Raw genomic sequence first — 13,556 nt, 5'->3', positions numbered from 1 at the left:
GGCGGACGCCGAACCACCCACACCCGCCGAACCGTCGTGGATGTCCCAGCGCGCCGAGTCACTGAGATCGGCTGCGTCTGCCGTGATGCGCCAGCTGCGGCGGGTGTGGGCGCTCATCGTGTTCGGTGCCGTGGGAGCACCGGTCAGTTTCGCTTTGCTCGCCGTCGTCTGGGTGATGGGGATCGTCGCTGCGGTCGTGGACAACCGGGGCGAGATGGACAAGTACTTCGCCGTGGGCATCATGCCGTTCGAGCACTGGCACCTGTGGACCCCGCTCACCTCGGGTCTGGCGGCACCCGACATCGCCGGTTGTGTGGTGGCCACGGTCGGGGTGCTGCTCGCCGCCGCACCGATCGAGCGGCGTATCGGATCGCGTCGCTTCGCCGTCGCCGCGTTCGTGACGCAGGTGGCCGGTTCGCTGTTCGGCCTCGGTCTCGCGGTCCTGGCCAAGACCTTCGACGCGGACTGGGGATTCCGGTTGCACGTCGGAACCGCTGTGGGCCCGACGACCTGGATCTTCGGTGTGGTCCTGGTCGCAACCTCGCGGATGGATACGTTGTGGCGCAGGCGAATCCGCGTCGGTGTGCTGGCCCTGCTGGTGACGTTGGCACTGTTCGGTGGACACCTGCAGGATGTCGTTCGGCTCGCTGCGGCGGTGATCGGTCTGATCGTGGGCCCGTGGATCGTCGGCCGATCGGCACGGGGCCCTCGATTGGCGGGTACCCAACGCGAAGGCCGAGTGCTGGTTGCGCTGATCGTCGCCGCGAGCGCCCTCGGCCCGGTGCTGGCGGCCCTGAGTCCCAATGCCGTCGGGCCGTTCGCTGTACTTCGTGATGTGGTGCGGGGGGTTCCGTACACGGCGGCCGAGGTGCGCGAAATCTGCGCCGACGCAACCACCGATCCGGTCGAATGCCGTCGTGGTCTGCTCGATCTCAGACTCGGGGGAGTCGGTCCGACGATCCTGAGCATCATGCCGTCCCTTTTCCTGCTCGTGGTCAGTGACGGCCTGCGTCGAGGCAGGCGTTTCGCGTGGGCGATGGCGGTGGTCTCGCAGGGAATTCTGCTCGCACTGTCGGTGGCCAACTTCGCAATCCGGTTCCTCGAGTCCGGTGACGACCAGTCCCTGTTCTACGGATTGGAATCGCCGACGGCGTACCGCACTGCGGTGCCGTTCCTGCTGCCACTGATCGTGTTGCTGGTCCTGATCGTCACGCGCAAGTTCTTCGACGTCTCGGCACCTTCGGGTACCTACCGTCGATGGGCGGGCTCGGTGGTCGGAGTGGCAGTCGGACTCGCCCTGATCTACTCGATCGGTGGATATCTGGCCCGTGATGGCTTCGCCGATTCACCGTCCTTCGGCGGATTGCTGGTGGACTTCCCGCAACGACTGGTTCCCCCGGTCTACCTGCAGTGGCTCGAACCCGCCCTGCTACCGCAGAGCACGCCGACGACCCTGCTCTTCGAGTGGACCGGCGTGGTGTTCTGGGTGGTGGTCTGTGTGCTCGCCGCCAGCACGTTCCTCACCCCGGTGTACGGCACCGAGACCGACGCCACCGAACGCGCTCGCGGATTGCTCATGTCGAGCAGTGGGTCTGCTCTGTCGTGGATGACGACCTGGCGCGGCAACAAGTACTGGTTCGGTCCGGACGGTCGCAGCTACGTCGCCTACCGGGTCATCTCCGGCGTGGCACTGACCACCGGCGATCCCGTCGGTCCGCGGGAGTCCTTGCGGGACAACGTCGTCGACTTCGCCGAGTTCGCGTCCGAGAACGGCTGGATCCCGTGCTTCTACTCGGTCACTCCCGAGGTCCGCCGCATCACCGACTCCCTCGGTTGGGGTGGAATCCAGGTCGGTGAGGAAACGGTTCTCGACCTGGACGGAATTGCGTTCACCGGCAAGCGATTCCAGGACGTGCGGACTGCCTTGAACAGAGCGAAGAAGGCCGGCGTCGTCGCCGAGTGGATTCGTTTTCCTTCTGCTCCGCTGGCGATCACGGACCAGATCACTGCGATCTCGGAGGAATGGGTCGCGGACAAGGGCATGCCCGAGATGGGCTTCACCCTCGGCGGTCTCGAGGAGGTCGACGACGAGAACGTGCGGTGCCTGATCGCCGTCGACGAGCACCGGACCGTGCACGGCGTGACCTCGTGGATGCCGGTGTACGAGGACGGCGTCATCGTCGGATGGACGCTCGACTTCATGAGACGCAGATCCGAGGGCTTCCGGCCCACGATGGAGTTCCTCATCGCATCGGCCGCTCTGCTGCTCGAGCAGGAGGGGGCCCGATTCCTCAGTCTCTCGGGCGCACCCCTGGCCAAGGTCGACGAGAAGCAACCCGAACACGTCTCCAGTGTCGAGCAGTCGACGCTGTCGGGGCTGCTCGAGCGGCTGCTGGACGTTCTCGGACGCACGCTCGAACCCGTTTACGGATTCCGTTCCCTACTGGCGTTCAAGTCGAAGTTCCAGCCTCGCTACGAGCCGATGCACATGACCTTCGCGGATCCGGCCGCACTGCCCAGCATCGGCAATGCGATCGGCCGGGCATATCTGCCGGACGTGTCGATCGGTCAGGGTGTCAAGCTGGTGCGCACGATGATCGAGCGGTGAGACTGCGCGCTACCGCTCGGTGGAAGCACCTGCGGTGGTGTGACTCTCGGACCGTACGGGTCCACCGACCGACCCGTACACGTGCCGGGTGCCGATCGGAACGATGAGGGGACGATCGGACATCGGATCGTCGATCACGGCGGCTTCGAGGCCGAACACGTCGAGGAGCAGTTCCTCGGAGATGACGTCCTGTGGCCTGCCGGACGTGACGATCCGGCCCTGCTTCATCACGATCAACCGGTCGCTGTAGCGAATCGCCAGGTTCAGATCGTGCAGGACCATGACGATGGTGCGGCCGAGTTCGTCGTGTAGGCGGTCGACGAGATCCAGGACCTCGATGGAGTGCGCCAGATCGAGGTAGGTGGTCGGCTCGTCGAGCAGAAGGATGTCGGTGCCCTGGGCCAGTGCCATCGAGATCCACGCGCGTTGCCGTTGGCCACCGGACAGTTCGTCGACGGGTCGGTCGGCGAGGTCACCGACTCCGGTCAGTTCGAGTGCGTTCGCCACCTCGGCCTCGTCGTCCGAGCTCCACTGCCTGATCCACGACTGGTGCGGGTGACGACCTCGCGACACGAGATCTGCGACGGTCAGTCCTTCGGGAGCGGTCGGTGCCTGAGGCAGCATCCCGAGGGTGCGTGCCACTTCTTTGGTCTTCATCGAAGAGATGGCCCGACCGTCGAGCATCACGCTGCCGGCCTTGGGCTTGAGCAGACGGCCGAGCGAACGCAGCAGCGTCGACTTTCCACAGCCGTTGGGTCCGATGACCGTGGTGATGACCCCGGTGTGGATCTCGAGATCGAGGTGCTCGACGATGACGCGGTCGCCGTAACCGAGGCTCAGATCGTTCGCGATCAGACGCGAGGTGTGGCTGGTTGTCATACGGAGGCCTTTCGATTACTGCGAACGAGTAGGTAGAGCAGGAACGGTCCGCCGAGGGCCGAGGTGACGATGCCGACCGGAAGCTCAACCGGCAGAATCGTGCGCGCGATCAGATCGCTTGCCACGACGAGCAATCCACCGAGCAGTGCCGACGCGATGATCGGCGGGCCGGGCGTTCGCAGCACCCTCAGCGCGATCTGAGGAGCGGCGAGCGCGACGAATCCGATGGGCCCCGCGGCGGCGGTCGCGATCGCGGCGAGTGCGACGGCAGCGAGCAGCATCATGGCCTGACTGTGTTGCAGGCGAACACCGAGCGATCGTGCGTTGTCGTCGCCGAGCCGCAGGGCACCCAGTGTGAACGTCGCGACGACGGTTCCGCCGCCGACGAGGACGACTGCGATGGCCACCGGCCAGACCGCGCCCCAATCGGCTCCGTTGAGCGACCCGTTGAGCCAGACCTGGGCACGGGAAACATCGTTGATATCGGCGCTGATCAGCAGCCAGCCGATCACCGCGGTGAGCATCGCGTTGACGGCGATTCCGACCAGAATGAGGCGGAACCCGTCGACGCCCTTGCGCCAGGCGAGGGTATAGATCGCGATCGCGGTGAGCACCCCGCCGATCAGTGCAGCGAGAGGAAGGCCGAGGGTGGCGAGCAGCCCGCTGAAACTGCCGCCACCGCCGAGCACGATCAGTGCGACTGCCGCGGCACTGGAACCGGCGGTGATGCCCAGGATGTCCGGGCTGGCGAGGGCGTTGCGGGAGATCGACTGCGTGATCGCGCCGGATATGCCGAGGGCGGCCCCGACGAGGAGCCCGGTCAGTGATCGGGGCAGTCGCAGGTCCATCACGATGAATCGTTCGATCCTCGAACCGCCGCCGAGCAGTACGTCGAGTACCTGCGCGATCGACAGCGGGAAGTCGCCTCGGCCGATGTTCACGCACATGACCAGCACCAGTGCCGCCGCCAGGAGGACGGTCGTCAGGACCATCAGTGGGCGTCGGACCATCGAGATCGGACCGAAGCGGAACGCCGGCCGGGTGCGAACGCGACCCTGGCCGGGCGTCGGTGTGGGGGACTTCAGGTCGGCGGTCACAGGCCGACCAACTTCCGGCGTCGGACGAGAGCGATGAAGAACGGCGCTCCGATCAGTGCCAGAACGATGCCGACCTGAAGCTCGCCCGGGCGCACCACGACTCGCCCGATGACGTCGGCGATCATGAGCATCACGCCGCCCATGAGACCCGCATAGGGCACGAGCCAGCGGTAGTCGGGACCGGTCACCGCGCGGGCGATGTGCGGAACGACGAGGCCGACGAACGCAATGGGCCCGCATGCTGCGGTCGCTGCGCCGGTGAGCAGCGTGATGGCGAGGATGCCGACGGTGCGGGTGACCCCGATGTTGGTCCCGAGCGATCGTGCGACGTCCTCGCCGAGGCTCATGACGTTGAGGCCGGGTGTGCTCGCCAACGCTATGAGGACACCGATCACCAGGAACGGCAGGACCTGCCACAGTACGTCGAGACCGCGTCCTGCAACGGATCCGACCACCCAGAAGCGGTAGCCGTCCAAGCTGGTCTGATCGAGCAGTACGACGGCGTTGGTCATGGCCGAGAGAAAGAATGCGACGCCGGCTCCGGCCAGCGCGAGATTGACCGGACTCGATCTGCCGGACCCGATCGACGACAGGCCGAACACCACGATGCTCGCCACCGCCGAACCGGCGAACGCGAACCACAGGTACTGACTCGGTGAGGTGAACCGGAACAGGTAGATGGCCATGACGACGAAGAACGCCGCCCCGGAATTGAGGCCGAGCAGGCTGGCGTCGGCCAACGGATTGCGGGTGTGCCCCTGGATGAGAGCGCCTGCGATGCCTAGCGCAATTCCTACGACCAACGCGAGCACCGTGCGGGGAACTCGCAGCGTGCGCACGATGATGTCGGTGTCGGTGCCCGTCGAATTCAGCAGGGCGTGGGCGATTTCGGCGAAGGTCAGTGGTCGCGCGCCGATGGCGATGCTGGCCAGTATTCCGGCTACGAGAGCTGCGACCAGGACGGCCAAGCCGAGCAATCTTCGGCGCCGAATCGCGGCGACCGAACCGTCCTTGGGAATCGGCTCGAATCCCTCCGCTGCCGCGGTCTTCTCTCGAACGATCTCGGACGACGAAGCGTCGATCCCGAACTGGCGCCGGAGGGCACGGCGAACACCGATGGGACCGTGCGTGGCGCTGTCACGCAGTGTCAGACCCATCCAGCGGCGGCCGGTGCTCTGGCCTTCGTTGCCGTCGCGGTAGCCGCGATTCCAGACGAACAGGGCTACGGCGACGCCCACCGCGATGGTGCCGAACACGATTCGGTCCGCCTGGCCGCCGCCGTTGTCGTCGCGAAGAGCATCGACGATCGACCAGCCGACGAACAGAGGGACCAGCACGATCAGTGCGTCGATCGCGGCTGCAGCGATGCGGGAGCTACGCGGCGGCGGCCCGGTGGGCACGTCTTCGGTCCCGTACGGCTCGTCGGAAGACCGGCGTGCGCCGTGGGGGCCGAGTAGCGGAGCTGTTGTCACAGTGCTCGTGACTCCTCGCTGTTTTCGAAGGGACTCGGTTTAGGTTACGGAACCCTTCCTCGACATGTGAGGTGAGGTAAGGGTAGCGGTGCCTGACCCGCTTTACGATCTGGTTAGGCTAACCTACATTCAGTGGGTAGGGGTGCGACGCGTGCACCCGCCGAGAACCTAAGGAGCGATCAGGTGTCAGTTGCAACAGCGTCATACATGGGCTGGGCCGATGTGCATCGATTCTCGAGTCGATCCGGCGGGGCGGCGCTGTTGGCCGACTCGTGCGCGACCCTGCGTGCACTCAACCCCGATTACCCGCGGATGTACGCGGTGGCAGCCATGGCGAACGAGGGCAAACGCCGTTGGTGGCAGTTGGCGGTGGGTCTCGACGACGGTCGCGTCGAGCAGATGTATCGACGATCGCTCGAGGATCTCGATGTTCCCGAGGCTGCGGCAGTGCAGGTCGCAACGGCCCTCATTCACGCCGTCGTCGGACGCGTGGCCGCGTTGCTGGTTCTGGAGGCACGCGCCTGGGATCCGGGCATCGACAATCTGTGGATCCACATGGACAGTGACGGCGGGATCGATTGGGCTGGAGTGGCATCGCCGATCCTGCGAGTGCTGCCCGAGGATTCCGCTGCGGGTGAGCCCGGCACGGTCACACTTCCGTGTGAACAGGCCCTGTTGGTCTGGACTGCGCATCGATGCACGACGTCGCTCGGCGCGGTGTTCCGGGCGATCGCCGACCGCGCACCGCTGGATGCGCGTGTCTTCTGGGCTCTGGTGGGTGACGCCATCCTCGGGGCCTCGACGTATGTGCCGATTCTGGCGGGGGCGAGCGCATCGGCAGGTGCGCGCCGGGGGCAGATGCTGCTCGACGCCATGGTCGCCGCCGGTGCTCCCGTGCGATCACGCGTCGGGGTTCCGGGGCGAGCGAGACTGCGGGCATCGTGAAGGCCTTGCGCCACAACTAAGGTTTGCCTATGCTGACTTCGTACCAACGGACCGCGCCGGAGTCCTGAGGGCTGCAGTGACTCCCGGTCCTTGCCACGGTGGGTCTCTCGTTCTTCGACGAACGAGAGGCCCACCGATTTTTTGTGGGTCGATCGTCGTGTATCTCTGAACGGGAGTCGACAGCCGAGTCGGCCACACTCTCGACGCAACCGGAAGGCATAGCAATGACGGACTCGAACGGCACCACGGGGGAGACCTCCTTCGACACGATGACGCCGGAACAGCTCACCGAATTGTGTGCAGGAGGGTTCGACGGGGCCGTCGGCCTCCGATACCTCGAGGTCTCCGGCGACAAGGTACGCGCGGAATGGACCGTCACCCCGCAGCTTCATCAACCGGCGGGAATCATGCACGGGGGCGTGCTGTGCTCGGTGGTCGAGTCGGTGGCGAGTATCGGTGGATCGGCCTGGTTCGGCTCCAGGGGACACGTGGTCGGCACCAACAACAACACCGACTTCCTGCGCGCGTCTCGATCGGGAACCCTGACCGCGCACGGACATCCGATTCATCGGGGCCGCACCCAGCAGCTCTGGCAGGTCGACATGACGGACGAGAGTGGACGCCTGGTTGCTCAGGGCAAGGTCCGGCTGGCGAATATCGAAAACACCGCGCATCTGGGACAGTGATGCCCATGACGGGACACAGCGACAGCGCCGACTCTTCCTTCCGGTCGGGCGCAACGGGACTGACTGCCGACGCGTTCGATCGCCTCGAATCACTCTTCGGTCCCATCGACGACGAACTCGCGCAGCATTATCCGGGTGACCGAGTCGGTGGCCAGCCCTCTCACACCGTCTATGTGTCGGCCGCGGATGCGTCGGCGGCTGTGCCGGCCGAATGGGGTGCCGCCGCCCTGGCAATCCTGGACGCCCACCCCGAGGCGTTCGCCGGACTCGACACCCAGAACGCACTGCCCCTCGTGCGCGACCGGCTCGGCCGTGCGCCCATCCAGGACCTCAGATTCGATTTCGAGGACGGTTACGGATGGCGATCCGATGTCGTCGAGGACCGTCACGCGACCACGGTCGGGGCTGCCCTGGCCACCCTTGCCGACGATCCGGCCGGTCCGACGTGGCTCGGAATTCGCGCCAAAGGGCTTGCCGCACATGAGCGTCGGCGTGGAATCCGCACCCTCGAGCTGGTCCTGGACGGAGCCGGGGGAGTACCGGACGGCTTCGTGTTCACCGTACCCAAGCTCCGTGCCGTCGAGCAGGTAGCCGCTGTGGTCGCCTTGTGCGAGGAACTCGAACGTGCGCACGGTCTGCCCGATCGAGCCCTTCGATTCGAGCTGCAGATCGAGAGCCCACAGGCGGTGATCGGGGCCGACGGCACGGCGACCCTCGCGCGGGCGATCACCAGGGCGGACGGCCGCTGCACCTCCCTGCACTACGGGACCTACGATTACAGCGCCGCCTGCGGAATCACCTCTGCGCAGCAATCACTCGCCCATCCGGTGGCAGACCATGCGAAGAACGTGATGTTGGTGGCAGCGGCACAGACCGGGGTGTGGGTGTGCGACGGTTCGACCCAGGTGGTGCCGACGGGCGATCCGACGCAGGTGGCGGCATCCGCTCGTCGACACTTCGAGCTGGTCACCAGATCCCTCGAGCGCGGCTTCTATCAGGGTTGGGACATGCATCCCGGCCACCTGGTGACGCGATGGTCGGCGACATTCGGCTTCTTCCGTCAGGCCATGCCGGTCGCTGCTGCTCGGCTGGGCAGCTACCTCGATCGCCAGGGTGGTGAGGTGATGGACGAGCCGGCGACGGCTCAGGCGTTGGCAGGTGTTCTGGTGCGGGGCCTGGATTCGGGCGCGTTCGGCATCGCCGAGCTGCAGAACGTGTCTGCTGGCATCGACCGAGACGTGCTGCGGGGGCTGCTCGATCGATCGGTGACGGTGCCTCTCGGATGAGGTGCGTCGGCGCGCTCCGCTGCCGGTAGGTCGCAAGCGTGTCAGAATTGCCGGGCACCATCACCGATCGGGACGGAGAACTCCAATGCGGTTGTCTCCGCACGAGCAGGACCGACTGCTCGTCAGCTACGCGGCCGAACTCGCTCGGCGTCGCCAAGCACGCGGCCTCAGACTCAATCACCCCGAGGCGATCGCGGTCATCACCGATCACCTCCTCGAGGGGGCCCGCGACGGCCGATCGGTCGCAGACCTGATGTCCTCGGGTCGCGAGGTTCTCGATGCCGACGACGTGCTCGACGGTGTGCCCGAGTTGCTCCCCGAGGTCATGGTCGAGGCGACCTTCCCCGACGGTACGAAGCTGATCACGGTGCACGAGCCGATCTCGCCCAAGCGCGGTGACGGTCACCTGATTCCGGGCGAGATCATCACCGTCGCAGGCGACATCGAGATCAACGAAGGCGCCGAGGTGATCTCCATGACCGTCGTCAACGCGGGAGATCGGCCGGTGCAGGTGGGCAGCCACGTGCATTTCCCGCAGTCGAATGCAGCTCTGCAGTTCGACCGCGAACGGGCGCACGGCTGTCGCCTCGACATCCCTGCGGGCACGGCGGTGCGTTTCGAGCCCGGCATCGAACAGACGATTCGGCTCGTGCCCCTCGGTGGCACGCGCGAGGTACACGGATTGAGCATGACACCTCCCGGAAAGTTGGACAGCTGATGGCGCGCATGAGTCGCAGTCGATACGCCCAGTTGTTCGGCCCTACCACGGGTGATCGAATCCGCTTGGCAGACACCGATCTTCTGATCGAGGTCACCGAGGACCGCAGTGGCGGACCCGGCAACGCCGGTGAAGAGGCCGTCTTCGGCGGCGGCAAGGTCATTCGAGAGTCGATGGGTCAGTCCAGGGCAACCCGCGCCGACGGTGCGCCCGACACCGTGATCACCGGGGTCGTCGTGGTCGACTACTGGGGAATCATCAAGGCCGATCTCGGTATTCGCGACGGACGCATCGTGGCACTGGGCAAGGCAGGCAATCCCGATACCATGACCGGGGTGCATCCCGATCTCGTCATCGGCCCGTCCACCGAGATCATCGCGGGCAACGGGAAGATCGTCACGGCAGGCGGCATCGACTGTCACGTCCACCTGATCTGCCCGCAGATCAAGGAGGAGGCTCTCGGCGGCGGCATCACCACCGTGATCGCCGGCGGTACCGGCCCCGCCGAAGGGAGCAAGGCCACCACCGTCACCCCGGGCGCATGGCACCTGTCCCGGATGCTCGAGTCGCTGGACGACTGGCCGATGAACATCGTGCTCCTGGGCAAGGGCAACACTGTCAATCCCGACTCGATGTGGGAGCAATTGCGCGCCGGCGCATCGGGATTCAAACTGCACGAGGATTGGGGATCCACCCCGGCCGCGATCGACGCGTGCCTGCGAGTGTGCGAGGACGCAGGCGTTCAGGCGGCCCTGCACTCGGACACCCTCAACGAGGCCGGATTCGTCGAGACCACCCTCGGTGCGATCAAGGGACGCGGAATCCACGCTTATCACACCGAGGGTGCTGGCGGCGGGCACGCACCCGACATCATCACCGTGGCGGCACAGCCGCACGTCCTCCCCAGCTCGACCAACCCGACGCGTCCGCACACCGTCAACACCCTGGACGAGCATCTCGACATGCTCATGGTGTGCCACCACCTCAGTCCATCGATTCCGGAGGATCTGGCCTTCGCCGAGAGTCGGATTCGGCCGTCGACCATCGCGGCCGAGGATCTGCTGCACGACATGGGTGCGATCTCGATGATCGGCAGCGACGCTCAGGCGATGGGCCGGATAGGCGAGGTGGTTCTGCGCACCTGGCAGACGGCACACGTGATGAAGTCTCGTCGCGGCTTCCTGGCAGGTGACAACGGAGCCGACAACAACCGAGTGATGCGCTACGTCGCGAAGTACACCATCTGCCCGGCCGTCGCACACGGCCTCGACGACGAGATCGGTTCGATCGAGCCGGGCAAACTCGCCGACCTGGTGCTGTGGGATCCGGCATTCTTCGGGGTGCGTCCCCACATGGTCATCAAGGGCGGCATGATCGCCTGGGCTGCCATGGGCGATGCCAACGCGTCCATCCCGACCCCACAACCCGAACTGCCACGTCCGATGTTCGGGGCGTCGCCGAAGGCAGCGGCCGCGACGTCGCTGCATTTCGTTGCCCCGCAGGCGATCGAGGATGGCCTCGCCGGGCGTCTGAACTGCGATCGTCGGTTGGTTCCGGTCAAGAACGTGCGCGGTGTCAGGAAGTCGGACATGGCACTCAACGACGCTCTGCCCGACATCCGAGTCGATCCCGATACCTTCACGGTCCGTATCGACGGTGACGTGTGGACGGAGCAGCCGGCAACCGAACTGCCGATGGCCCAGCGATACTTCCTCTTCTGATGCCCGATGCCCGACTACAGGTGACGACGCTTCTCTCGCTTGCCGATTCACGCCTGCCCACCGGTGGCCACGTGCACTCCGGGGGAGTCGAAGAAGCCATCGCGTCGGGCTTCGTTCGAGACATCACGACGCTCGAGGCGTTTCTGCGACGCCGTATCCGAACCTCCGGGGCAACGACGGCGTCCATAGCCGCATCACTGGTGCACGGGTCGTCGAGCACGGACGAGGCCGATGCCGAATCCGACGCCCGAACCCCGTCCCCGGCTGCCAGGTCTGCCTCTCGTGCCCAGGGCCGTGGATTGCTTCGGTTGGCCAAATCTGCCTGGCCGCATCATGATTGGGCGTCGATCGGACGGAGGCCGCACCTGGCCGTTGCCGCTGGGCACGTCGGACTCGCGGCGGGCCTGTCGGTTGCCGACACGGCCGCGGTGCAGGTGTACATCACCATGACCGGGTCGGCGATCGCCGCGCAGCGTCTGCTCGCGCTCGATCCGGCAGAGGTCGCGGCGTGCACCATCCGGTTGGGCGAGTTCTGCGACGACGTGACCGCTGCGGTGTGCCGGTGCCTGCCCGAGCTGATGGAGTTGTCGGATCCGTTGCTGGACATGTTCGCCGAAGCCCACGCCGTCCGCGATCGGCCGTTGTTCGTATCCTGAATACGGTTCCATTTTTCTCTAGTGACAAGGAGTTCGACATGCCCCCGCACCTGATCGACGGTGAGCCCCACGACCACGGTTTGGATCGGCCCAAGCGCGCACGGGTGGCAGGCGATGCGCTGCGCGTCGGGATCGGTGGACCCGTCGGTTCCGGAAAGACGGCGTTGGTGGCTGCGCTGTGCCGCGAGCTGCGCGACGAACTCTCGCTGGCCGTACTCACCAACGACATCTACACCACCGAGGATGCGGACTTCCTGCGTCGGCACGCGGTGTTGCCCGACGAGCGCATCACGGCGGTGCAGACCGGTGGCTGCCCGCACACCGCGATTCGAGACGACATCACGGCCAATCTCGACGCCATCGACGATCTGATCGAGAACAATCCGCCCCTCAATCTGATTCTGGTGGAATCCGGTGGCGACAATCTGACGGCGACATTCTCGTCCGGTCTGATCGACGTACAGATCTTCGTGGTCGACGTGGCCGGGGGAGACAAGGTGCCGCGCAAAGGCGGTCCCGGTGTGACGTTCTCCGACCTGTTGGTCGTCAACAAGACGGACCTCGCCCCGTACGTCGGTGCCGACCTCGGTGTCATGGAGCGGGACGCGGCACAGGTGCGCGAGGGACGACCGACTGCGCTGATCTCCCTCACCGACGATCCGGCGGCGACCATGGTGCTCGAGTGGGTGCGGGAGCAGCTGAAGGTGATCGCCGACGCCGACGCGCATGCCCACACGCACTGAGCGTCGATGCACACCGAGCTCTGCATCGACGCGAGCCGCAGCCGCAGCCCACGCATCACCTCGGTGGGCGGACTCGCCGGCCGCCAGACTGGACCGGACACGGTTCACCTGATCGGAACGGCGGCAACTCCTCTCGGCGGTGACACCATCGTGGTCAGAATCTCGGTGGCGGCCGGCGCGCGCCTGGAGGTGCGTAGCGTCGCAGCCTCGTTGGCGATGCCCGGTGGGCTGCATCGTCACTCCTCCGCGCAGTGGCACTTCGAGGTCGGTGCAGGTGCGTCGCTGATCTTCGATCCCGAACCGATGGTCGTCGTCTCCGACGCCTCGCATTCGGTGGTCAACACCGTTGCGCTGGAGCAGGATTCGACCCTGTGGCTGCGCGAGCGTACGCAGATCGGCCGCTTCGAGGAAGCGTCGGGGCACTGGAGCAGTGCTATGCGATGTGATGTCGGGGGCAGTCCGTTGCTTCGCCATCGAGTGGAACTGGGCGCGGGATCGGTTGCGCACGACGCGTTGTCGGCACCGCTGTCGATGTCCAGCACGCTGAGCTATCCCGATACCCGGGCGTCCGAGGTCGATCTCGCCGACGGGACCGTCCGGCTGGCGCTGGCCGGTGGCGGCTCGCTGAGTACCTCGGTGGGGCGGCGCCTTCAGCCCAGCTGATCAGGGTGTGACACCGGCAGATCGAACAACGAACGCATCGGCCGACGGAGTCCCGTCGGCCGATGCGTTGTGTCGGAGTCGG

General features: G+C 66.0%; 12 protein-coding genes. 9 read left to right on the top strand and 3 right to left on the bottom strand.

Annotated features, from left to right (window positions below; all coding sequences use genetic code 11):
* Window positions 1-40 precede the first annotated feature (40 nt).
* Window positions 41-2,608, top strand: a complete 2,568-nt coding sequence (locus CH271_RS18640; RefSeq protein WP_373453584.1) for a bifunctional lysylphosphatidylglycerol flippase/synthetase MprF — start codon at window positions 41-43, stop codon at window positions 2,606-2,608.
* A 9-nt stretch (window positions 2,609-2,617) separates the two neighbouring features.
* On the opposite strand, the gene CH271_RS18635 is transcribed toward CH271_RS18640, so the two are convergent.
* From CH271_RS18635 to CH271_RS18625, 3 genes are all read right to left on the bottom strand, one after another.
* Entirely contained in the window at window positions 2,618-3,487 is an 870-nt protein-coding gene (locus tag CH271_RS18635) for an ABC transporter ATP-binding protein (protein WP_037189260.1), read from the bottom strand.
* A complete protein-coding gene (locus CH271_RS18630; RefSeq protein WP_358372084.1) occupies window positions 3,484-4,497 on the bottom strand; it encodes a FecCD family ABC transporter permease in 1,014 nt (337 codons plus the stop codon). Before CH271_RS18630 ends, CH271_RS18635 begins: the two co-directional genes overlap by 4 nt.
* Window positions 4,498-4,580: 83 nt before the next feature.
* A complete protein-coding gene (locus CH271_RS18625) occupies window positions 4,581-6,056 on the bottom strand; it encodes a FecCD family ABC transporter permease (protein ID WP_094634435.1) in 1,476 nt (491 codons plus the stop codon).
* A 207-nt stretch (window positions 6,057-6,263) separates the two neighbouring features.
* Here CH271_RS18625 and CH271_RS18620 point away from each other — a divergent pair, with 207 nt between their 5' ends.
* From CH271_RS18620 to CH271_RS18585, 8 genes are all read left to right on the top strand, one after another.
* On the top strand, window positions 6,264-7,001 hold the full coding sequence (locus CH271_RS18620; protein ID WP_371828430.1) for a hypothetical protein: 738 nt from the start codon (window positions 6,264-6,266) through the stop codon (window positions 6,999-7,001).
* Between the two features lie 269 nt (window positions 7,002-7,270).
* Window positions 7,271-7,687 carry a PaaI family thioesterase gene (locus tag CH271_RS18615; protein ID WP_037189975.1) on the top strand — a complete coding sequence of 139 codons (417 nt, stop codon included), beginning with the start codon at window positions 7,271-7,273 and terminating at the stop codon, window positions 7,685-7,687.
* Window positions 7,688-7,692: 5 nt separating this feature from the next.
* Window positions 7,693-8,973, top strand: coding sequence for a DUF6986 family protein (locus CH271_RS18610; protein WP_143546069.1), 1,281 nt, complete (start codon window positions 7,693-7,695; stop codon window positions 8,971-8,973).
* An 85-nt stretch (window positions 8,974-9,058) separates the two neighbouring features.
* Window positions 9,059-9,691, top strand: a complete 633-nt coding sequence (locus CH271_RS18605) for an urease subunit gamma (protein WP_094634434.1) — start codon at window positions 9,059-9,061, stop codon at window positions 9,689-9,691.
* Window positions 9,691-11,412: an urease subunit alpha gene (locus CH271_RS18600; protein WP_037189264.1), complete on the top strand. Its 1,722-nt coding sequence runs from the start codon at window positions 9,691-9,693 to the stop codon at window positions 11,410-11,412. Before CH271_RS18605 ends, CH271_RS18600 begins: the two co-directional genes overlap by 1 nt.
* Window positions 11,412-12,068, top strand: a complete 657-nt coding sequence (locus CH271_RS18595; RefSeq protein WP_037189265.1) for an urease accessory protein UreF — start codon at window positions 11,412-11,414, stop codon at window positions 12,066-12,068. The genes CH271_RS18600 and CH271_RS18595 overlap by 1 nt, the downstream gene beginning before the upstream one ends.
* A 38-nt stretch (window positions 12,069-12,106) precedes the next feature.
* Window positions 12,107-12,811 (top strand): urease accessory protein UreG, encoded by a 705-nt coding sequence (gene ureG / locus CH271_RS18590; protein WP_094634433.1) that lies wholly within the window; start codon window positions 12,107-12,109, stop codon window positions 12,809-12,811.
* 6 nt (window positions 12,812-12,817) lie between these two features.
* Window positions 12,818-13,474, top strand: coding sequence for an urease accessory protein UreD (locus tag CH271_RS18585; protein ID WP_094634432.1), 657 nt, complete (start codon window positions 12,818-12,820; stop codon window positions 13,472-13,474).
* Window positions 13,475-13,556 lie beyond the last annotated feature (82 nt).

It is taken from the genome of Rhodococcus sp. 05-340-2, assembly GCF_002258915.1.
Lineage (GTDB): Bacteria > Actinomycetota > Actinomycetes > Mycobacteriales > Mycobacteriaceae > Rhodococcoides.
Note: the sequence above shows the minus strand (reverse complement) of the source record. Positions and strands in the feature narration are given on the sequence as shown.

Coding starts and splice junctions, on each gene's coding strand:
- CH271_RS18640 (WP_373453584.1), top strand. CDS start 41: ATGTCCCAGCGCGCCGAGTCACTGAGATCGGCTGCGTCTGCCGTGATG.
- CH271_RS18635 (WP_037189260.1), bottom strand. CDS start 3,487: ATGACAACCAGCCACACCTCGCGTCTGATCGCGAACGATCTGAGCCTC.
- CH271_RS18630 (WP_358372084.1), bottom strand. CDS start 4,497: ATGGTCCGACGCCCACTGATGGTCCTGACGACCGTCCTCCTGGCGGCG.
- CH271_RS18620 (WP_371828430.1), top strand. CDS start 6,264: ATGGGCTGGGCCGATGTGCATCGATTCTCGAGTCGATCCGGCGGGGCG.
- CH271_RS18615 (WP_037189975.1), top strand. CDS start 7,271: ATGACGCCGGAACAGCTCACCGAATTGTGTGCAGGAGGGTTCGACGGG.
- CH271_RS18610 (WP_143546069.1), top strand. CDS start 7,693: ATGACGGGACACAGCGACAGCGCCGACTCTTCCTTCCGGTCGGGCGCA.
- CH271_RS18605 (WP_094634434.1), top strand. CDS start 9,059: ATGCGGTTGTCTCCGCACGAGCAGGACCGACTGCTCGTCAGCTACGCG.
- CH271_RS18600 (WP_037189264.1), top strand. CDS start 9,691: ATGGCGCGCATGAGTCGCAGTCGATACGCCCAGTTGTTCGGCCCTACC.
- CH271_RS18595 (WP_037189265.1), top strand. CDS start 11,412: ATGCCCGATGCCCGACTACAGGTGACGACGCTTCTCTCGCTTGCCGAT.
- ureG (WP_094634433.1), top strand. CDS start 12,107: ATGCCCCCGCACCTGATCGACGGTGAGCCCCACGACCACGGTTTGGAT.
- CH271_RS18585 (WP_094634432.1), top strand. CDS start 12,818: ATGCACACCGAGCTCTGCATCGACGCGAGCCGCAGCCGCAGCCCACGC.